The 20,471-nt window shown below is 64.7% G+C and carries 16 protein-coding genes and 1 tRNA gene; all 17 read right to left on the bottom strand.

The window, feature by feature from the left end; translation table 11 throughout:
* Positions 1–11: 11 nt before the first annotated feature.
* The gene (locus QZ149_RS06845) at positions 12–1,331 is read right to left on the bottom strand and encodes a PHP domain-containing protein (protein WP_291450592.1); all 1,320 of its coding nucleotides are present in this window, start codon (positions 1,329–1,331) and stop codon (positions 12–14) included.
* Between the two features lie 160 nt (positions 1,332–1,491).
* Entirely contained in the window at positions 1,492–3,945 is a 2,454-nt protein-coding gene (locus QZ149_RS06840) for an alpha-ketoacid dehydrogenase subunit alpha/beta (protein ID WP_291450590.1), read from the bottom strand.
* A 30-nt stretch (positions 3,946–3,975) separates the two neighbouring features.
* Positions 3,976–5,343 carry a dihydrolipoyl dehydrogenase gene (gene lpdA, locus QZ149_RS06835; RefSeq protein ID WP_291450589.1) on the bottom strand — a complete coding sequence of 456 codons (1,368 nt, stop codon included), beginning with the start codon at positions 5,341–5,343 and terminating at the stop codon, positions 3,976–3,978.
* 16 nt (positions 5,344–5,359) lie between these two features.
* Positions 5,360–6,700 (bottom strand): dihydrolipoamide acetyltransferase family protein, encoded by a 1,341-nt coding sequence (locus QZ149_RS06830; protein ID WP_291450587.1) that lies wholly within the window; start codon positions 6,698–6,700, stop codon positions 5,360–5,362.
* Positions 6,701–6,710: 10 nt separating this feature from the next.
* Complete coding sequence (locus QZ149_RS06825; RefSeq protein ID WP_009647975.1) at positions 6,711–7,460, bottom strand: DeoR/GlpR family DNA-binding transcription regulator; 750 nt, start codon at positions 7,458–7,460, stop codon at positions 6,711–6,713.
* Positions 7,461–7,793: 333 nt separating this feature from the next.
* Positions 7,794–8,225: an RbsD/FucU family protein gene (locus tag QZ149_RS06820; protein WP_009648529.1), complete on the bottom strand. Its 432-nt coding sequence runs from the start codon at positions 8,223–8,225 to the stop codon at positions 7,794–7,796.
* Positions 8,226–8,238: 13 nt separating this feature from the next.
* Positions 8,239–9,234 carry a LacI family DNA-binding transcriptional regulator gene (locus QZ149_RS06815; RefSeq protein WP_291450586.1) on the bottom strand — a complete coding sequence of 332 codons (996 nt, stop codon included), beginning with the start codon at positions 9,232–9,234 and terminating at the stop codon, positions 8,239–8,241.
* Positions 9,209–10,618: a rhamnulokinase family protein gene (locus QZ149_RS06810; protein WP_291450583.1), complete on the bottom strand. Its 1,410-nt coding sequence runs from the start codon at positions 10,616–10,618 to the stop codon at positions 9,209–9,211. The genes QZ149_RS06815 and QZ149_RS06810 overlap by 26 nt, the downstream gene beginning before the upstream one ends.
* A gap of 169 nt (positions 10,619–10,787) precedes the next feature.
* Positions 10,788–12,551 (bottom strand): L-fucose isomerase, encoded by a 1,764-nt coding sequence (locus QZ149_RS06805; RefSeq protein ID WP_291450582.1) that lies wholly within the window; start codon positions 12,549–12,551, stop codon positions 10,788–10,790.
* Positions 12,552–12,740: 189 nt separating this feature from the next.
* Positions 12,741–13,793, bottom strand: a complete 1,053-nt coding sequence (locus tag QZ149_RS06800; RefSeq protein ID WP_291450581.1) for an ABC transporter substrate-binding protein — start codon at positions 13,791–13,793, stop codon at positions 12,741–12,743.
* Between the two features lie 94 nt (positions 13,794–13,887).
* The gene (locus QZ149_RS06795; protein ID WP_291450580.1) at positions 13,888–14,898 is read right to left on the bottom strand and encodes an ABC transporter permease; all 1,011 of its coding nucleotides are present in this window, start codon (positions 14,896–14,898) and stop codon (positions 13,888–13,890) included.
* On the bottom strand, positions 14,895–16,412 hold the full coding sequence (locus QZ149_RS06790; RefSeq protein ID WP_291450579.1) for a sugar ABC transporter ATP-binding protein: 1,518 nt from the start codon (positions 16,410–16,412) through the stop codon (positions 14,895–14,897). Before QZ149_RS06790 ends, QZ149_RS06795 begins: the two co-directional genes overlap by 4 nt.
* Positions 16,413–16,607: 195 nt before the next feature.
* Complete coding sequence (locus QZ149_RS06785; protein WP_291450578.1) at positions 16,608–16,958, bottom strand: MGMT family protein; 351 nt, start codon at positions 16,956–16,958, stop codon at positions 16,608–16,610.
* A gap of 95 nt (positions 16,959–17,053) precedes the next feature.
* Positions 17,054–17,857 (bottom strand): glycerophosphodiester phosphodiesterase family protein, encoded by an 804-nt coding sequence (locus QZ149_RS06780; RefSeq protein WP_291450576.1) that lies wholly within the window; start codon positions 17,855–17,857, stop codon positions 17,054–17,056.
* Between the two features lie 255 nt (positions 17,858–18,112).
* Positions 18,113–19,150: a hypothetical protein gene (locus QZ149_RS06775; protein ID WP_291450575.1), complete on the bottom strand. Its 1,038-nt coding sequence runs from the start codon at positions 19,148–19,150 to the stop codon at positions 18,113–18,115.
* A 74-nt stretch (positions 19,151–19,224) separates the two neighbouring features.
* Positions 19,225–19,296 (bottom strand) — tRNA-Asn (locus tag QZ149_RS06770).
* A gap of 108 nt (positions 19,297–19,404) precedes the next feature.
* A complete protein-coding gene (locus tag QZ149_RS06765; RefSeq protein ID WP_291450573.1) occupies positions 19,405–20,199 on the bottom strand; it encodes a MerR family transcriptional regulator in 795 nt (264 codons plus the stop codon).
* Between the last annotated feature and the right edge of the window lie 272 nt (positions 20,200–20,471).

Here is a 20,471-nt window from a genome sequence, read left to right as displayed (position 1 = left end):
CGACGCGTTCGTCAGTTGATCGATGTTGCTCGGGCAGCGAGAGCGGCGGCGTCCTCGCCGTCGGCAATCGCGCGGCCCAGGGGTGCGTACTCGCTGATGCGCTCCGCCAGGGCCTCGGGGGTCAGGCGGCCCGTGCGGCCCAGCAGGTGCAGGGAGGGGTCCACGGAGGACAGGGCCTCGTGCGCGACGAGCGCCCACGTGGCCTCGTTGAGGTCCGCGAATTCGGGGCGGCGCAGCTCCTCGCAGGTGAAGCGCTGACGGGGCTGGTTGATGTCCACTCCCGAAATCTCGAGCATGCCGTGGGCTTCCGCGAGCGCGTGGATGCGCGCCAGCTGCTCGGGGGTGTTGCGCGGGGGCATGTAGGTGACGGCACGCAGGCCGATGGACTCCATGTGCTCGAAGAGTTCGTCGAGGAAGTCGTCCTCGAACTTCTCGGCCTTCTTGTCCCCCGTCGGCGAGGCGGACACGTCACCCAGGTAGGCGTAGGTGGCGATTGCGCCGACCGAGTCGGCGAAAGCGACAACTTCGGCCGCGCTGGGCAGCTCGTCGGTCGGCTGGATGTAGATGCGATCCAAGTAGTTGGCCTTCAGGACGCCCAGCAGGTCGTACATGAGGTGCGGGTTGTCGGCGTCGGACAGGACGGCGGCCAGGGACGGAGGGATCTCGACGCCCATCTGCGCCAATCCCTCGGTCAGCGCCGGGCCACGTCCGAATCCGCGGATCAGTGCCGAGGCCATGGCGGCCAGCAGGTGGCGCTCGGTGATACCGCCGCCGTTTGCGTACTGCGAGATGCCGACCATGTCGGCCTGAGGGTCGAAGGGCTCCAGCCCCAGGTCGGTGAGGATCTGGTTAGCGCGCTCGGCCATGGCGAGCGTGCGCTCCAGGCGGGCAGCGCGCCTCGGGGCAAGCCACTCGGCGACCTTCTCGCGTGCCGGTGCGGGCACGCCCTGGACAGTCATGTAGGCCACGCCCACGGAGTCGGGGTTGTTGAGCTTGCGCTGAGCCAGCGGCGTGCCCTCGCCGAAGCGGGCGCGAATTTCGAAGCCCGTGACGGAACCCATGCCGAGGACGGACGTGGCCTCGCTCATTTCAGCCGCCGCTCCGATGGAGTCATGGTCCACCGAGCCGACGACGCGCAGGCCTGCCCGGCGCGCGAGCAGCGCGGCGTGCGTCGGCGTGTAGGGACTGAAGGAGAAGCACGTGTGGATGTGGTTGTTCGACTCGGGCACCCAGCTCGGGAAGTGCTCGTCGGCTGCGACGACGCGCAGCGCCTCGATGCGCTGGGCCGGGGTGGCGGCCGGGTCGTTGGTGATGTCCATGGGTTCTGCCATCTCTTCGTTGGGTGGAGAAAAATGTGGAGAAAGGAAGGGGACGCGAGGCCGGGGCACAGGTGAGGAGGAGGTTGCCCCGGCCTCGCGTGGCTCGCGTCAGGGAATGCGAGCCTCGGACGGGGGCGGGCCGGAAAGGGGAGCAGCCCGCCCCCAGTGCTTGTTAGAGACCCTCGCGGTTCAGGCGAGCGATCTCGGCCTCGGTCGAGTGCTTCGTGGTGGGCACGTGGCCGGGCAGCGGCAGGATGCGCTCGTGAATCGCGTCGAGGATCCAGGAGACCTGCGGGAAGAAGAACGACTCCAGCTCGGGGCCGGGCGTGATGCCGTTGCGCGAGCCAACGACCGCGATCGGCGCGTCGAGCGCGTCAAAGGCAAGGGTCTGCACGTTGGCGGCAACCGTGTTGAGGAAGGAGCCACGCTCGACCGCATCCGAGGTGAGGACGAGGCGACCGGTCTTCTTCACGGACGCGATGAGTTTGTCGTAGTTCAGGGGGGCGACGAAGCGCAGGTCGATGACTTCAGCGCTCAGGCCGTACTTCTCAGCCAGGACGTCCGCAGCCTCGAGGGCCTTGTACACGGTCGCGCCGTAGGCGGCAATCGTGATGTCGCTGCCCTCGCGGCGGATCGCCGGCTCGCCTTCTTCGGTCTCGTAGTAGCCCTCGGGCACGCCGCCGGGTTCGAAGTCCTCGCCCTTGTCGTAGAGCTTCTGGCTCTCCAGGAACACGACCGGGTCGGTTCCGGCAAGCGCCAGGTTGAGCATGCCCTTCGCGTCGGTCGGGGTCGTCGGGAAGTAGACCTTCAGGCCCGGGATGTGGGCGACGAGCGCGCTCCAGTCCTGGGAGTGCTGGGCACCGTACTTCGCACCCACGGACACGCGCAGGACGAGAGGCATCTTGAGCAGGCCGGCGCTCATCGACTGCCACTTGGCCATCTGGTTGAAAACTTCGTCACCGGCGCGGCCCAGGAAGTCGCAGTACATGAGTTCAACGACCGCGCGACCACCGGCCATCGCGTAGCCGACGCCAGCGCCCACAATCGAGGCCTCGGCGATGGGCGAATTGAAGAGGCGACGGTACGGCAGGGCCTCGGTCAGACCGCGGTAGACGGCGAAGGCACCGCCCCAGTCGCGGTTTTCCTCGCCCCATGCGGCCATCGTCGGGTCGGTCTTGAAGCGGTGCAGCATCGCCTCGAACAGGCCGTCACGGAACTGGTACATACGCATCTTGGAGACGGGCTTGCCACTGGCGTCGACGGAGGAGCGCACCTTCTTGGCCAGCGCCTTGACGCGCGGGTTATCCTCGAGGTCGATCTCGGGGGTCGCGTCGTCAAAGGCCTCGACCTTCTCGTTGGAGAACATGACGGTGTCGATGTAGCCGTCCGCAACGCGCGGGGTGGCGTCGTCGTCGATGGCCAGTTTGAGGACCTTGACCAGCTTGTCGGTCAGCGAGGCCGCGTAGCCGTCGATCTCGTCCTGCGTGGTCAGGCCGTTCGAGATGAGCAGGTTCGAGTATTCCTTGATGCAGTCCACCTGTTCCCACAGCTCGACCTCTTCCTTCGTGCGGTAGGACGAGGCGTCCGACGGCGAGTGGCCAGAGAAGCGGTAGGTGATGGTGTCCATGAGGACGGGGCCGCGGCCCTCCTCGAGGATCTTCTTCTTGCGGGTGGTCGCGTCCGCAACGGCCAGCGGATTGAGGCCGTCGACGCGCTCGGCGTGCATGGCCTCGGGGTTGAGGGCCGCGCCCACGCGGGCGAGGATCTCGTAGCCCATGGTCTCGCCGAAGGTCTGGCCGCCCATGCCGTAGAAGTTGTTGAAGAAGTTGAACAGGATCGGCGGGTTTCCACCGTCCTCCTCGCGCCACAGGGAGCGGAACTGATCCATCGACGCGAAGTTCAGGGCCTCCCACACGGGGCCACAGGCCAGGGCGGCGTCACCGACGTTGGAGACGACGATGCCGGGCTTGCGGTTGATGCGCTTGAACAGGGCCGCGCCGTTCGCGATCGGGGCGGAGCCGCCGACGATCGCGTTGTTCGGGTAGGAGCCGAAGGGCAGGAAGAAGGTGTGCATCGAGCCGCCCAGGCCGCGGTTGAAGCCGGACTTGCGGGCGAAGATCTCCGCGAGGGCTCCGAAGAGAATGAAGTTCTCGGTGAGGTCCTTCGTGTCCTTGTAGCCGATCTTTTCGGCGTAGGACAGGGTCTCGCCGCCGAGGAAGCCCTTCATGATGCCCTCAAGCTGGCCCTCATCCATCTGGTGCATGGCCGAGTAGCACTTGGCGAGAATCTCACCGTGTGAGCGGTGGGAGCCGAAAATGAAGTCCTCCGGCCCCAGCACGAAGTTCTGGCCAACGTAGGCGCTCTCCTGGCCGATGCCGAGGTGGGCGGGGCCGCGGTGGTTGTACTCGATGCCTTCCCACTGACCGGTCTTCTTGATGGAGTCGAGCATCGACTCGAAGGTACGCACGACGATCATGTCGTGGAGCATCTGGACCATGCCCTTGTCGCCGTAGCGGGCGAGTTCGGTCTCACGGTCGAAGGTGTACTGGTTGACGGGGACCTCGGGGAACTTCACGTATCCCGAGCGACGCACCTCATCGGGGTCGATGATAAGAGACTGAGTCATTGTTCTACTCTTCCTTGATGTAGTTGTTCGTTAGAGCTTGACGGCCCACGCGGCTTCGCGGATGACCTCGGAAACAGTGGGGTGCGGGAAGACGACCTGGCGCAGGTCCTCGACGGTCAGTTCCATCTCGAGGACGGCCTGCGCGCCCCAGATCATCTCAGCGGCATACGCGCCCAGCACGTGGATGCCCAGCACCTGGTGGGTCGTGGGGTCAACGAGGATCTTCGCCTCGCCGGGGGCCTTGAAGCCGTTCTCCGCGATGAAGCGGCCGGACATGAGGGCGGGGACCTTGGCGACGAGGACGTCGCGGCCCTCGCGCTGAGCGGCGGACTCGGTCAGACCGACGCCGGCGGCCTCGGGGATCGAGAAGACTGCCCACGGGACGGTGTGCCAGCGCATGACCTCGCCGCGCTTCTTCGCGGTCGGGTCGAGGATGTTCGCCGAGGCGATCTCCGCCATACGGTAGGCGGCGTGCGCCAGCAGGGAGCGTCCCGTGACGTCGCCGATAGCCCACACGTTGGGCAGATTGGTACGCATCGTGTCGTCAACGACGATGCCGCGGTTAATCTCGAGGCCAGCCTCCTGCGCGCCCCAGCCCACCGTCGCGGGACGGCGGCCAACGGCCATGAGGACCACGTCGGCCTCGACACTCAACTTGTTCTCGCCCTTGGAGTAGTGGACGGTGCCTCCGTCGAGTGACTCGACGCGGCAGCCCAGCTCGAAGGTTACGTCCTTCATGGCGGCGCGGGCCTTGGCGGCCAGGTCGTCGTCCATGAACGGCAGAATCTCGGGGGCCATCTCGATGACGGTCACCTGCGAACCCAGGGTGGAGTACAGGGAGGCGAACTCGACGCCGATAACGCCGCCGCCGATGATCGCGAGGCGGGAGGGGACCTCGGGCAGGGACAGGATGCCCGTAGAGTCAACCAGCGCCGGATTGTCCTGGGTGCCGGGCAGCGGGGGCATGGCCGGCACGGAGCCCGTGGCGATGATGACGTGGTCCGAGGTGTAGGTCGTGCCCTCGACGGTCACGCGACCGGGGGCGTCGAGGTGGCCTCGTCCGTTGATGACGGTGACGCCCGCCTTACGCTCGGTGGCTGCAACGCCCGCGACCAGGCCTTTAACGACCTGATCCTTCCAGGCCTGCATCTGCGTCCAGTTGACGGCAACGCCGCTGGCGTCCACGCCGAACTGGCTGGCTTCCTTGGCGTGCAGGTAGTTCTTCGCGCCGTTGAGCAGGGTCTTGGTGGGGATGCAGCCCACGTTCAGGCAGGTGCCGCCCAGGTACTGTTCCTCAACGAGGGCGACCTTCTTGCCGGCGTGCCCGAGGCGCTCGGCGGCCAGGTAGCCGCCGGGCCCCGCGCCGAGGACGATGACGTCAAAATGCGTGTCACTCATGAGTGTTCCTCTTTCCTCAGGCCAGGACCGTCACGTCGATGTTGTCGATGGCGGCAACCAGGTCGCGCAGGAACCGGGCGCCGTCCGCGCCGTCGATGACCTGGTGGTCGATCGTCAGCGACAGGTTGAGGCGCTGCTCCACGCTGATCGTGCCGTCGGGAGCCACGACCGGGCGCGGGGTGATTGCGCCGACGCCCAGGATGGCTGTCTGGGGCAGGTTGATGACGGGGGTGAAGGTCTCGATACCGAAGGAGCCGATGTTGGAGACCGTGAAGGTGCCGCCGCTCAGGAAGTCGGGGGCGATGGTGCCGTCGATGGCACCGCCCGCCAGGCGCTTGGCCTCGTCGGAGAACACTTTGAGGCCCAGGGTCTGCGCGGAGCGGATAACGGGGACGAGGAGGCCGCGCGGGGTGTCGCACGCGAATCCGAGGTGGACCTGCTCGAACTGGGTGAGTACGCCGTCCTCGAGGTGGGCGTTGAACACGGGGTACTTGGGCAGGGTGCGCGACACGGCGAAGCAGACCAGGTCGTTGAGCGTGATCTTGCCCAGGCCCAGAGCCGGGTCGGCGTTCTTGACCTTCTTGCGCATGGCGAGAATGCCGGCGGCGTTCGCCGTCGTGTTGAGGGTCAGCTGCGCGGTGGTCGTCAGGGACTCCATCATGCGCTTGGCGACGACCTTGCGCACGCCCTTGAGCGGGGCGGTGGTCGAGGCACCGGGGTAATCGGCACCCGCAGGGGCGGAGGCAACGGGGCGCGAGGCCGGGGCAGCCTCGGGCGTCCGTCCCCCGTCGGCGACGCTCACGCGGCCACCAATGCCGGTGCCTTCGGTGGCCTGGACACCGGCGGCGCGCGCGGCGGAAGTCAGGACGGGACCCGCAGCGATTGCGGCGGCGACGTCGCGCTCGATGACGCGACCGTGGGGGCCAGAACCCTCGGTAATGGTCGAGGCATCCAGGCCCGCCGAGGCGGCCAGGGCGCGGGCACGTGGGGAGACCGCGCCGGTGGCTCGCTCGGTAGCAAAGGCGGGGACAGCCTGCTCGGGTGCGGCGATTGCCTTTTCGGGTGCATCCTCGACGGGTGCGGCGTCGTCACCGGGCACGAGGCCGGAGATGTCTTCTCCGGGTTCACCGACGATGATGAGCGGATCCTTGACGGGGACCTCGTCGCCTTCCTCCCACAGGAGCTTCAGGACGGTGCCCTCGGCGGTGGAAGGGACCTCCATCGTCGACTTGTCCGTCTCGATGGATGCGAGGGTCTGGTCGACGGCGACGCTGTCGCCTTCAGCGATCATCCACTCGACGATGATGCATGACTCAACAGAGTTGCCCAGCTGGGGCATCACCACGATGGTGGCCATGTAATTCCTCCTAGACGATGCGCAGCTTCGTGCGCTCGGCCAATTCCTTGATGGATTCTTCGGGGATCTCATCGTCGGTGATGATTCCGGTGACCTGGTCGATCCCCATGAAAGTGACGAAGCCGGCTTCCCCGTACTTGGAGGAGTCTGCGAGCAGCCACGTCTCTTGTGCGCGTGTGCGCATGATGGAACCAACCTGCCCACCCTCAACGAGTTGGGTGGTCAGGCCGCGATCAACGCTGAAACCGTCCGTTCCGAGGAACGCAACGCGCGCGTTGAAGTCATTGATAGCGCGCTCGGCGACCGGCCCCACGAGGGACTCGGACTCGGCGCGGAAGTGCCCGCCCGTCAGTGTGATGTTCAGGTTCGGGTTGGATCGGGCGTTTGCGAAAACAAGGACGGAGTTGGTCAGAACCTGAACTCCGCGCTTGCCGGTGAGGTACTTGACGATGAGGGCGCAGGTGGTGCCGGCCTCGATCATGATCCGGTCGTCGTCGTAGATCATGTCCGCGGCGGCCCGGGCGATGCGCTCCTTCTGATCGACGCGATCATTCTGGCGCAGGTGGATGTTGCGGAAGGTGGTGGGGCGTGCGCCGCCGTGGGTGCGCACGAGATAACCCTGCTCGTCGAGGACCTTCAGCGAGGCACGCACGGTGACGGGCGAAACCCCCAGGTCGGAGGCGAGCTGGGCGACACTCACCTCACCCTCGCGGGCAAGGCGATCCAGGATGTAGTTCGTGCGTTCTTCTGCACGTCCCATGGCTTCACCTCTCGATGTATTCGCGACAACCTTCTGTCGCTTTCACTTTCGTTAAGAACAGAATAGTCATTTAAACGAAAGCATGCAACATCACATTGACGAGTCACCCAGCCGTGCACCACAGCGGCACACATGTTCACACACTCATCCAATCAAAGCCCCATTGCCTTGACAAAATGTGGATAAACAAGCGGGCGGGCGGCCCCGCAGGGACCGCCCGCCCGCCATCAAACGCCCAACAGCTTGGCACCTGGCTCACACAATTAAACGAAAATGAAACGAAAGCGCACGTCGCCGCCTCAGTGAGTCCATGCCTCGGACATGAGAAGTGTTTTACTCCCCCGGCGCACGCACGCCGACGGTGAGCAGCAGGTTGCCGTACAGGCGCTGCTCACCCGTCGCAACGATGATGCCCACGTTCTCATCGCGTGCGGCATCGTAGAAGTCCCAGCGGGAAATCTCGCCGAACTCGACACCCGGCAGCGCCGCGCGGAACTCGTCGTGAATCGGGATCTCCACCGGCTCGGCGTCGGGCGCGGGGGTCATGATCTCGGCGCGCTCGATCGGGATCGTGCGCTTAAGAACATCGAGAACCTGGCTGACGTCCAGCAGACCCGGGGCAAGGTTCAGCGAAATCAGCTCGCAGCGCGGGTTCACACCCGTCGTGTGCGGGTAGTTCGCGTCCGCCAGCAGGATCTTCGAGCCGTGGCCAGCGGCGGCCAAAGCACGCAGGAACTGGGGGTGAGTCATGGGACCGTAGAGCATGAACGTACCTTTCTTACAGGTGTGAACTGGCCCGGATGACCAGCTCGGGGTCGAGAACAATATCCTGGGAGGAGCCACCGTCCATGAGCGAACGCACGAGGCGCACCGCAGTGCGCCCCAGCCGGTCAAAGGGCTGGTGGATCGTCGTGAGCGGAGGCGCGTAGGAGTCAGCGCCGTCGATGTCGTCAAAGCCGACGACCCGCACGTCGCGCGGAACCACTCCCCCACGCTCGTAGATGTAACGCATCGCGCCGAGAGCCAGCTGGTCGTTCGCCGCCTGAATCCCCTGCGGCAATCGGCCCGCCGCGCGCATGACGTCGTAGCCGTCGCGCGAGTCCCAGGAGTCGGGCTGAAGGACGACGGGTTCGATGTCGTAGGCCTTGCACGCCTGCTCATAGCCGAGTCGGCGCATCTGCGCGTCCGACCAGCCGGAGGGACCCGCAATATGGATAACGTCGGTGAGTCCCTGGGCGAGCAGGTGCTCGGCGGCCAGGCGCGCGCCGCGCACGTTGTCCACCGCGACGGTCGAAATGCCGTCGAGTCCCTGCTCGCTCGTCAGGATGAGAACCGTCGGGAAACGCTTACCCGCCTCGATCGCGACGTCGATTGTGGGATCTTGACCACCCAGGATGATGACGCCATCCACGTCGAAGGGCGCGAAGTCGGAACGCAGCTGCCCGTCCGGCCCGTACGCGTAGGACAGGGACACGTGGTACCCGGCCTGCGCGGAGGCGTTGAGGATCGACAGCAGCACGGTGCCGTGCCCGTGGTACATGGGCGCAGCCAGCACGACCTGAAGGATGCTGGTGCGCTTGGCCGCGAGCGCGCGCGCCGCGTAGTTGGGCACGTAGCCCAACTCCTCGACAAGCTTGGAGATCCTCGCGCGCGTCTTTTCGGAGACTTCGGGGTCGCCGCGCACGACACGCGAGACGGTGTTGGTGGACACGCCGGCCGCGCGTGCGATGTCGGCCAGCGAGACTTTCTTAGGCGTTCGTCGGTACGTGGACATGGGTCGAAGCGCTCGCAGCGATGACGGAGGCGCGGTCCTGGGGATCCAGCGCGCCGATTGTTTCGAGCTGCGCGAGGAGAGAGCCGAAGGTCGAGGCCTCGATGGGGCCACGCACGACGGTGACGCCCGCGATCTGGGCGGTCAGGTCGCACAGGAGCCGGTTGCGCGCGCCGCCGCCCACGAGGTTGAGCTGGTCGGGGGCCTTCCCGGTGGCCTCCGTGAGTTCGCCGATTGCGCGGGCGTAGCGGCGGGCAAAAGACTCGATGATGACGCGCACGTAGCCGGCCATCGAGTCGGGGCGGGCGACCCCCTGGGCGTCGAGGGCCTCGTCGATCTTGCGCTGCATGTCTCCGGGGGTGGCGAAGGCCTCGCCATCGGGGTCGAAAACGCCGGAGGCTGGGGGCAGCTCGCGCGCCTGGGCGACCAGCTCGTCGGTGTCGGTGGGCGTGCCCTCGCGCTCCCACTGGCGCTGGATCTCCTGCAGAATCCACATGCCGGTGATGTTGAAGAGGGGACGCACTCCCCCGTCGGTGCGGCCCTCATTGGTGATGCCCATGTTGAAAGCGATGTCGCTCATGAGGGGCCGATCCTCGATGGCACCCAGGACGGACCAGGAGCCGCAGGACAGGAAGTAAGCGCGCTTGCCTTCCTCGATGGGCAGGCCGTGGACCGCGCAGGCAGAGTCATGGGCACCGCCGCGCACGACGGTCAGGGTTTCGAGGCCGGGGACCGTGCATGGGCCGACGACGGTTCGGTCGGCAGACAGCTCGCCGAACCAGCCACGCGGGATGTCGAGTCGGGCGAAGACCTCGTCGTTGAAGTCGCCGCCGCCGGGGGTGAGCAGGCCGGACGTCGAGGCGATGGTGCGAGACCAGCCGACGACACCCGTCAGTCGGTACACGAAGTAGTCGGGCAGGAAGAGTACCCCCGCGACGCGCTGAGCGTCGGCGGGATTTTCCTGCAGGTAGGCGAACAGCTGGTTCGCCGTGTTGATGGTCGCCGGCTGGTTTCCCGTCAGATCGAAGAATTCGCGGTCGCCGATGCGCTCACGGAAGGCGTCCAGGGTGCGGGAGGTGCGCTCATCACGGTAGGCGATAACGTCGCCGACGAGGTCGCCGTTCTCATCAAGGGGAGCCCAGTCCACTCCCCACGTGTCAATTGAGACGGAGCGGGCATCCGGGAACTGCTCCAGAGCCTTCTTCAGGCCGATGATCGTCTCGGCCTCCATCGTCGCCACATCCCACGTCAGCGTGCCATCCTGACGGCGGCGGGCCTCGTGCTTAAAGCGGTGAATGTCCGTGACGTCCAGGCGTCCGTCGGTGAGCGTTCCGGCGAGGACTCGTCCGGACGCGGATCCAAGGTCAACAGCAAGTACGGTGGTCATTGAAGTCTCCTGCTCAAAACGCCCTCGCTCAGCGTGTCCCGTCATTGGGATAGTAATACGGCTTTCCTCATCGGCGAGGCCGGGGCCGCGTCCCGGGACCGGGCTTACCCGGGAAGGTGCCCCGTTCGGGCTCGGGGAGAGAGGAACCCGGGCCCGAACGGGACGTGCATCAGCGGTACATCGGGCCGAAGGTCTCGCAGGCGCGGAAGTCAGCGCCCTCGAGAGATTCGGTGCCAAACAGCGACCACGCCTTGGGGCGGAAGATCCGCTCCTCGGGAACGTTGTGCATGTTGACCGGGATACGCAGCATCGACGCCAGCGTGATCAGCTGGCCACCAATGTGGCCGTAGGAGATCGCACCGTGGTTTGCGCCCCAGTTGTTCATGACGTCGTAGACGCTCTTGAACGCGCCCTCACCCGTCAGGTTCGGGACGAACCAGGTGGTGGGCCACTCGATGTTGGTGCGCTCTTCGATGGTGAAGGCGACCTCGTCGGGCAGCTCGACCGTGTAGCCCTCGGCGATCTGCAGAACCGGTCCGAGGCCACGCACCAGGTTCAGGCGGCACATCGTCACGGGCATCTCGCCCGAGGTGCGGAAGTGCGTCGAGAAGCCGCCACCACGGAAGTAGCCGGTCGAGGCCGGGTGGAAGGTCGTGGCCTCAAGCGTGGCCTCACGGTCCTCCTCGGTGAGTTCGTACCAGGGCTTAATGACGTTCTTGCCGTCGCGCACTGCCTTGCCGGCACCGTCCAGCGTGGTCGAGCCGGAGTTACGCAGGTCGAGCAGGCCGGCGGCCGCGCGTCCCTCGGGCTTCCAGCCGGTGGCCTTCTCGATGGACTCGGGACTCCAGTAGGTGCGCACATCGGAGAAGATCTGCGGCGTGTTGGTCAGCAGGTAGCCGAACAGCATCGAGGCACCGTTGAGCGAGTCGTTCTCGGTGGCCACGACGGAGGGCTGACGGATGCCGGTCCAGTCGAAGTTCGTGTTGAGGATGGTCTCCAGGACGTCGCCGTTCGGGAAGTGGTCCGTCCACTGGCGCTGTCCCTGGAAGCCGGCGGCGATGGCCCCGTGGCCGCCCGCTTCCTCCTCGAAGCCCAGCTCGGCCAGGCGCGGGTTGCCGTGCATGAGGTCGCGGGCGATGAGCGTCATCTTGGTGACGAACTTCCACCAATCCTCGTGCTTGTCGGGGTACTGCCACTCCGGCGGGTTCCAGTCCTTGCCCTGCTTGAAGTTCTCGCGGATCCACTGGTACGCCTTCTCGTACTCCTCGGGATCGTAGATGCCTTCTTCGATGCGACGCGTGAACTCGCTCATGTCGATGTACTCGTTGCGCATGCCCAGGTAGGAGCCGAAGAAGTCTGGGTTGACGACGGAACCGGCGATACCCATGGAGACGGAGCCCATGGACAGGTAGGCCTCGCCCTTCATCTGCGCGACGGCCAGGCCGGCGGTCGCGTAATCGAGGAGGCGGGTGCGCACGTCCTCGGGGATCGTGGTGTCGTCAGCGTCCTGCACGTGCTCGCCGTAGATACCGAAGGCGGGAATGCCAATCTGGGCGTGGCCAGCCAGGGCGGCGGCGAGGTACACGGCACCGGGGCGCTCGGTGCCGTTGAAACCCCAGATGGCGTGCGGCATCGCGGGGTCCATGTCGGTCGTCTCGGTGCCGTAGCACCAGCAGGGGGTGACCGTCACGGTCAGGCCAACGTTGTTTGCACGGAACTTAGTGGCGCAGGCCTGGGCCTCGTGGACGCGGCCGATCGTGGTGTCAGCGATGACGACCTCGACAGGGGCACCGTCCGGGTAGCGCAGGGTAGACGTAAAGAGTTCGGCGACGGACTTCGCCATGTTCATGGTCTGCTCTTCAAGAGCCTCGCGAACGCCCTTGCGGCGACCATCAATAGTGGGGCGGATTCCGATGCGGGGGTGGTTTGTCATTCTTCCTTCATCCCTCATGGTGACGTCGATGTCGGAGCGCGGGGGCGCTCGCCCCCTCGGATCCTTCTGGTTCTTTAGGTGCCGGGTTCGCAGGTCCCGCCCCGGCCATTCGGAGCGGAACCTGCGACGGGCCACCGGTACGGCATGCGCCTACCCGGCCCCAGCCTCGTGCCCTATTGAGCTAGCGTCTCACTCGTACAGGTTGGCCTTGATGCCAGCGTCGTCGATGTTGTTCTGGTCGTACCAGGCGAAGCCGGAGTCGATGACCGTGGGCAGCTTGGCACCGTTGATCGCGGCGACCGCGGCCTTGACCGTGTAGTAGCCGATCTTGACCGGCGACTGGGTCACGGCACCAGCCTCCTTGCCAGCCTTGATGGCGTCGATCTGGGTCTTACCCGAGTCGAAGCCCACGACGGTGACGTCCTTGCCGGTCTCAGCAACGCCCTGGACGATACCCGAGGCCGCGGCCTCGTTCGAGCCGTACATGCCGACGATGTCGGAGTTGGCCTGAATGATCGACTTGGAGGTGTCGGCGGCCTTGGTGACCTCACCGGCGATCTGCTCGTCGAGGAGCTTCAGGTCGGCGGGGGCGTTGGCCTTGAAGTACTCCTTGAAGCCCTCGCAACGCTGCTTGCCCGTGGTGGAGGTCGAGTCGTGGCAGACCATGCCAACCGAACCCGACTTGCCCTTGAGCAGCTCGATCATGTGCTGCGCGGCTTCCTCGGCGGCCTTGGTGTTGTTCGTCTGAACCGTGGTGACCGGGATGTCGGACTCAACGCCGGAGTCGAAGGCGACAACCGGGATGTTCTTGGACTTGATCTCGCTGAGCAGGTCAGCGGCGGCATTCGAATCCAGGGCGGCGAAACCGATGGCGGCCGGGCCGGAGTCCAGAGCGGACTTCAGCTGGTCGGTCTGCTCGGTCACCTTGGTCTCATCCTGCGGGCCGACGAAACTGACCTTGTAGCCCAGCTCCTCGCCAGCCTGCTCGGCACCTTCCTTCACAGCCTGCCAGAAGCGGTGCTGGAAGCCCTTGGAGACCAGGTAAATGGTCTGGGAGCCATCACCCTTGACAGCCTCCTTCTCCCAGTCCTGCTGCTCGCCGGAGGTGTCCACCTTCGAGGCACCCGACGATTCGGTCTTGGTGGAGCCTCCGGTGGCATCCGTCGAGGTCGAGCATGCAGCCATGCCCAGGGCCAAGGTGCCGACGGCAGCGGCGGCGACGATACGTCCGATGGGGCGCATTGGTGTTCCTTTCGTGGGGTGGCGGGATGACTCCCGCCTATCTGGAGAGTGAACCGACGGCGGTTCACGGGTTGTAATTGAGATGGAATAAGACTCAGGCTGCGTTTTCGCGGATGCGACGCAGGTTGTCGATGACGACCGCGAGGAGCAGGACGATACCGGTGACGACGAACTGCCATTCGGCGGCGATACTCATCATGGTCAGGCCCTTCTTGAGGGTCTCCATGAGGATCGCGCCAACCAGCGCGCCGGGGATCGAGGCGCGACCACCCGACAGGGAGGTGCCGCCGATGACGGCCGCGGCGATGACGTTGAGTTCCATGCCCACGCCCTCAGCGGGCTGGACGAGGCCGCCACGCGCGGAGTAGAGGACGGCACCGACGGCCATGAAGGCACCCGCAACGACGTAGATGATGATCTTCCACAGGCGCACGTTGACGCCGGAGAGGCGGGTGGCTTCCTCGTTGGAGCCGATCGCCAGGGCGTAGCGGCCCAGGAGCGTCTTGTTCATGAGGAAGGTCGCCAGGACCGTGAGGACCAGGAAGATCACGATGGCGTTGGCTACGCCCGGGATCGCCTTGCCGGCGGCGATGGCCTTGTAGCCGGTGTTCGCGATCACGATGGAAGACTTGTTCGAAATGATGAGCGCCAGGCCTCGGGCGACCATCATCATCGCCAGCGTCGCGATGAAGGGCGGCAGGCCCAGGATCGAAACGTTGAGGCCATTGATGAGGCCAATCGCCATGCCGACCAGCAAGGTCAGGAGCAGGCCGAGGCCGAGAGGCAGGTTCATCTTGTCGCCCGCCAGGAAAATGCCGGCCATGACGGCCACGAGGCTCATACCCGTACCGACGGACAGGTCAATGCCGGAGGTCGCGATGACGAAGGTAGCACCCAGCGCCATGACGCCCGTGAAGGCCGACTGCAGGACGATGTCCAGGTACACGTTCATGGTCGCAAAAGTAAAGTTCGGCACAGCAACGCTGAAGAATGCCAGGACCACGAACAACGCAACTGTGACGAGCAGCAGCTGCATGTTCCTCTTCAGGAAGGCCGCAACAGGCGACGGCGCCTCGAGGCCCTTGTTGTCGACGACGGTGCTCACGCGTTTACTCCGTTCGCTTCTTCCTGGCCGACGGTGGCCAGTTCCATGATGTTTTCTTGGGTGGCTTCCTCGTTGTCGAGGGTGCCAATAATGCGGCCGTGGGCCATGACGGCGATGCGGTTCGCCAGGCGCAGGACCTCGGGCAGTTCCGAGGAGATGACGATGATCGCCTTACCCTGCTTCGCTAGGTTTTCAAGCAGCGTGTAGATTTCGTCCTTCGCACCCACGTCAATGCCGCGCGTGGGTTCGTCGAAGATAAGGACCTCAGAGTCGCGCTCCAGCCACTTGGCCACGACAACCTTCTGCTGGTTACCGCCCGACAGAGAACGGACCTCGACGTCAACGCTGGGGGTGCGCGTGCGCAGCTTCGCCACGTACTCCTGGGCGACCTTGCGCAGCTTCTCCGTCGCGACGACCGACGCCTTGGTGAAGTGGTCCATGGCAGCCATGCCCGTGTTGAAGGAAATGTCCTTGTCCAGGAGCAGGCCGAACTGCTTGCGGTCCTCGGACAGGTAGCCGATGCCATGCTTGACGGCATCCGAGGCGCTCTTGATCGACACCTTCTTGCCGTGGACGTAGATGCTGCCCTCGGTGTGGGGGTCAGCTCCGAACAGAGCGCGGGCTACCTCGGTGCGACCGGCACCAACCAGTCCCGCAAAGCCGAAGATTTCGCCCTTCTTGACCTCGAAGGAGACGTCGTGGACAACCTTGACTGTCGACAGGTTCTCGACGCGCAGGACGACCTCGTCCGAGATCGGCTTGGTGGTGGGGCGCGCGTCGGCGGGCACCTCGCGACCGACCATCATCTTGACGACCTCACGCATGGGCGTGGTAGCCGTCTCAACCGTGCCGACGTACTTACCGTCGCGCAGCACGGAGATACGGTTGGTCAGCTCGGTAAGCTCGGGCATGCGGTGCGTAATGAAGATCAGACCGATCGTCGGGCAGACAAAATCGCGCACGAGTTCAAACAGCGACTCGGTCTCGGTCGTCGTCAGAGGAGCCGTGGGCTCGTCCATGACGAGGATCTTCGAGTCGAAGGACAGTGCGCGAGCAATCTCCACCATCTGCAGACGGGCGACCGGTAGGTCGCGACAGTAAGCGGTCGGATCGATCTTCATATTGAGGCGCTCGAACAGCTCGTAGGCGTCGCGCACCATCTTGCGATCATCAATGTAAGACCACTTCGAGGAACCCGGACGACCGAGGTACAGGTTCTGGGCAACAGTCAGGTCAGGAACAATATTGAGTTCCTGGTGGATGATCGACAGGCCGAGGTCACGGGCATGCTCAGGCGACTGAATGTCAACCTGCTCGCCCTGCAGCCAGATTTCTCCGCCCGGGTCAGCCTTGTGAATACCGGTGAGCACCTTCATGAGCGTGGATTTGCCCGCTCCGTTCTCACCGCAGAGACCCAAGACTTCACCGGGGCGAAGGTCGAGGTCCACGTCGGACAGCGCCTTCACGCCGGGGAACGTCTTCGAGATCCCCTTTAGCTCTAGTAAGTTCGTCACTTCTCACCCCTTGGGTACCAGTAACTTCTCTGTTTCTGGAGTTTGCTCCCTCGTTTTCGTTAACGCTAACGGAAACGTATCCGAAGGAACGCCCTCTTTGGCGTCCCCCCCAAGAGTAAGTCATCAGATGAGTCTGCGCGAGTTAAATTGGCCCACACGTAACCGAATTGAAATTTAATTGAGAGTCGATAAACCTTACAATTCCGGGCTTTCTAGCACATTCTTGCGGATGGTTCGTGCGACACCATCGAGCCACTCCTGACTGACAAGACATTGCCCGAGTAGTACCTTCTCGCGTGTCGAATCGTGAGGTATCCCCTCCCTCTCCCACTCAATGATGCCCCGACCTCGTACGGTTGTCGGAAAAGTTCCGTGAACGTTCACGACGCGCCACCACGGGACACCACCGCCCCAATCGTGCATAATCCGCCCAACAACGCGTGGACCGGTCCCCACCGCGCGCGCGATCATCCCGTAGGTCGCCACCCGCCCCGGCGGAATCGCCTCCACGACCCGCAGCACCGCCTCAACCAGTTCCTCGCGCACAACCCCTCTCCTCTCTCGCCGATCCCGACAACGCAGCCACGGCCTCGTCCCCCAGGCCCGGGCGCACCCACGGCAGGCGCGCCCGGAGCACGCACCTAGGGGTGAACCTTCGACGGCGAGGACACCATCAGGCCGGTCGCACCGGCCGCGAGCGCCCGCTTGGCCTGCCCAGGGCTCGTGATGATGTGCGCGATCGTCGGGCGCTTGGCCGCCTTGAGCGCGCTCCAGGCCTCCGGGCGCGCGTTCCACTCCATCCCCAGCACATCCCACTGCGAGAGCTTCACCGACGCCAGCTCGTTGGGGTAGAGCATCGCCATCGTCATATACCCGCGGGCCTTCGCGCGAGCCGAACTCGTACCCTTCGCGAACGTCTTCCACAGGACGCGACGCTCAGGGTGACCGCCGAACGCCCGGTGCAGGTACTCGAAGAGCACGGCCTCCGCGGCCAAGTCCCCCTTGTTCTTCTGGTCCTGGGACGACGTCGTCTTATGGTCGATCGCGAGCACCACGTTGGAGGGAATTCGCTCGACGATGTCGCTCAGGCGCAGGAACGGGCCCGAGGCCTGACGCAGCTTACTGAGCGTCGACCACGGAGTCTTCCAAATCTGATAGTCCGTCCCCGGCACATTGCGCGTCGTCTTCCAATCGTGGATCGCCACGAACTCGCCGGAGGCGCAGCGGCGCACCGAGACCTCCAACGCCTTGAAACCCGCGCGCAACGACGCATCCAGCCCCTGGCGCGTGTACTCGGGAAACTCCATCCCACCCATTCTGTGGGCAATGTAGAACGGGCGACCGGCCAGGAGCCTTTTGACATAGTGCGGGCCGAGGGCGTCCACCTCCTGATCCACCGCCGTCTCAGTCCCCATCGTGACGTCGCTGACTGATTCGTGTGCCATGCGTGCTTGCCTTTCGAATTGTTGGCGCATCTGCCAGGCCGGTCCCAGCTAGCGGCTCGCCCGGCCTTGACCGAAGCAAACACCCGGACCGCCGGAGCATCAACGCACCTGGAAACGACAGTGAATTATAGGCCCAAGTCGTTTGTCAGGTCCCAGCCTGATGCCGATTGTCCTGACAGGTGCGCGCCATCTCGCCTCATTGCCGAGGCGCACCCGGGTCGGGCGATCAGGCGCGCGGATCGTCCGGCAGTTCAATCATCTTCGCCACCGCCCACAGCACCGCCTTGGGGTCCACCGGCACAACCGCCAGGTCCGTGGGCTCAATCCGATCGAAGCCAGCGTCCGGCCCCTCGGCCGAGGAATCAGATCCGGAGAAGTCGGCCACGGCCTCGTCCCGGGGAGCGGCAGGCTCCCCCACCGTAGGCACCCCGAGCGCGTTGCCGACCTATAGGTCATGCCCGCGACGTCGAGCACCCTCAGCTCCGAGTCCGCGGCGTCCCAGCCAGCGCTCTCACGCGAACACGAAAAGGTCAACGCGTGGAAATCCCCCGCGCGCAACGCGTCTCCCAGGGGCGATCCGACCGGGGAGACCACGGACAGGTCCATGAGCTCGCGGAACGTGCGTGTCAGCGGCCGCTGCCCCATCAGCATCGCCTTCTCCGGCAGCCACCGCAGCCCGTCCACCACGCCCGTGCGCGGCCCCAGCCGCGTGTACCCACGCACAAAGCCAACGATCTCGCTGGGGAGGATCTCGTCGACCTTCACGGAGCGGTTGGTGTGCAGCTCGACCAGGGCACGCTCGTCATTGAACCACACGCGCATGAGACGAGGCCTGCGCCAGCCACGCGAATGAACCGCCCACACGTCCAGGCGGCGCGACGCCCACGCGCGCGGCGACGCGGCCCAGACGGCCTCCGGGCCGTTTGTCATCTCCTCTTCGAGGCTGAGGTAGCGACGCCGCTCAAGCGTGACCTTACCGAGATGACTCGCCGTGTAACGCGGCGGGAAAGATTCGCCGGGGTCGGGGCCGCCCCACACATCCTCCACCATCACAAGCCGATCCCGGTCCCGGGGGCTGCGAGGCGTCTCCTGCCAGCGCCGCCACGCCTGCGCGAGCACGCTGTAACGCTCCTGGAGCGCCGCGGTGCGTGCCTCGTCGGGAGGCTCGATGCCGCGCGGCCTCACGTCGGGCCTCTTGCCCGCATCCGGGCGCGTGAGGACGTGAGCGCCGTAAGCGAAAAGGCACGCGATAATCAACAACACCATGACGAGGGTCCCCAGCCACTCCGGCATGCCTAGCGCCCCCGATCTCATCACTCACGCATATCAACAAAAAGCCCCGAGTCCGTGAGGACTCGGGGCGTCTGCTCCTGCGACTGGATTCGAACCAGTAACCGTCCGATTAACAGTCGGATGCTCTGCCGTTGAGCTACGCAGGATTGCGACAAGAGAAAATAGTAGCAGAGACTATTCGGAACTGGCAAGCCAGATACGGGACTGGAGCTATGCTGCGTGTCACTGGCATCCAACTTCCTTGTCTGGAGTGCTCACTCCCATGTGGGATTCTCGATGTCTACCCCCTGCTGGCTCGCGACATGCTCGATCGCGTCAGCAAGCCACCGTGCGAAGCCAACCTGCTGCGAATCGTAGTGTTCGCGGAATCGCTCGTCGTGGATGTACCCGCGCGACATGATGTAGTGCTTGGCAGGCGTGACCGGAAAGAAATCACTGAGAGCTTCTCTATGTTCCTCGACGAGGCTGGCCGCCCTCTCGCTGTCAGGAGCGGCACCATCGCGAATTGCGTCGATCATCCTGCGTTCGATGTCATGGAATCGCTCAGAGTTCTGACGCCATTCCGCAGCGCGCCACGCGGCTGTACGCCTGCGCGATTCACGCCAGTCATCGGTATCTCCGTAGCGTTTCTCGGCCTCGTTCTGGTGAGCCGCAAAGTCGGCGTCTCCCAGGATCTTCCCGACCTCTTCCAGGGTGAGCTCGTTGTCATTCATTGCATCCTCCAAAAGTATGTCTAGTGCTTCGATCATTGCGTCCGTCTCGCGACGGTGAGCAACAAGGCTCTCTCTTTGCCTCTTCAGGTGTTCGACCGCAGTGTCTCCAGAATCAAGCAGAGACTTAATGTCCATGAGTTTCATCCCCGTCGCCCGGTAGATGACAATCCTCTGGACACGCACGCAGTCCTCGCGCGAATAGAGTCGGTAGTTCGACCAGCTCCGCGCGGTGGGAGCGAGGAGCCCCTGCGCTTCCCAGTGGCGCAGCGTTCGCACCGTCAGTGAGAATCGCTCGGCGACTTCTCCGACAGTGTAGAGAATGGTGTCGTTGCTCATGGCATCGATTCTGGCCCCTGACGCCGCGTCATGGTCAAACGAAAGAAGGTTTCCGTGTCGCAGTCACATGGAAGAACGATTCTGTGTCGTGGTCACATGGACGAACACGCCAGCATCACTGCCATACGAAAGACCGTGTCCACGTCGCGACCCCACAACAAGAACACCGCCTCATGGATAAGTCACCCCTGCAAGCATCCTATTGCTTCTCACAATCCGCGACACTCGTACGTCATCCCGGAAAGTTCGCGCCAATAGACAACGTTCAACCT

Origin of the sequence: Actinomyces sp. ICM47 (assembly GCF_905369875.1) — a bacterium.
Classification (GTDB): domain Bacteria; phylum Actinomycetota; class Actinomycetes; order Actinomycetales; family Actinomycetaceae; genus Pauljensenia.
Note: the sequence above shows the minus strand (reverse complement) of the source record. Positions and strands in the feature narration are given on the sequence as shown.

Bases quoted from the DNA above. Each gene is read 5' to 3' on its own strand.
- QZ149_RS06845 (WP_291450592.1), bottom strand. From the start codon at position 1,331: ATGGCAGAACCCATGGACATCACCAACGACCCGGCCGCCACCCCGGCC.
- QZ149_RS06840 (WP_291450590.1), bottom strand. From the start codon at position 3,945: ATGACTCAGTCTCTTATCATCGACCCCGATGAGGTGCGTCGCTCGGGA.
- lpdA (WP_291450589.1), bottom strand. From the start codon at position 5,343: ATGAGTGACACGCATTTTGACGTCATCGTCCTCGGCGCGGGGCCCGGC.
- QZ149_RS06830 (WP_291450587.1), bottom strand. From the start codon at position 6,700: ATGGCCACCATCGTGGTGATGCCCCAGCTGGGCAACTCTGTTGAGTCA.
- QZ149_RS06825 (WP_009647975.1), bottom strand. From the start codon at position 7,460: ATGGGACGTGCAGAAGAACGCACGAACTACATCCTGGATCGCCTTGCC.
- QZ149_RS06820 (WP_009648529.1), bottom strand. From the start codon at position 8,225: ATGCTCTACGGTCCCATGACTCACCCCCAGTTCCTGCGTGCTTTGGCC.
- QZ149_RS06815 (WP_291450586.1), bottom strand. From the start codon at position 9,234: ATGTCCACGTACCGACGAACGCCTAAGAAAGTCTCGCTGGCCGACATC.
- QZ149_RS06810 (WP_291450583.1), bottom strand. From the start codon at position 10,618: ATGACCACCGTACTTGCTGTTGACCTTGGATCCGCGTCCGGACGAGTC.
- QZ149_RS06805 (WP_291450582.1), bottom strand. From the start codon at position 12,551: ATGACAAACCACCCCCGCATCGGAATCCGCCCCACTATTGATGGTCGC.
- QZ149_RS06800 (WP_291450581.1), bottom strand. From the start codon at position 13,793: ATGCGCCCCATCGGACGTATCGTCGCCGCCGCTGCCGTCGGCACCTTG.
- QZ149_RS06780 (WP_291450576.1), bottom strand. From the start codon at position 17,857: ATGGCACACGAATCAGTCAGCGACGTCACGATGGGGACTGAGACGGCG.
- QZ149_RS06775 (WP_291450575.1), bottom strand. From the start codon at position 19,150: ATGCCGGAGTGGCTGGGGACCCTCGTCATGGTGTTGTTGATTATCGCG.
- QZ149_RS06765 (WP_291450573.1), bottom strand. From the start codon at position 20,199: ATGAGCAACGACACCATTCTCTACACTGTCGGAGAAGTCGCCGAGCGA.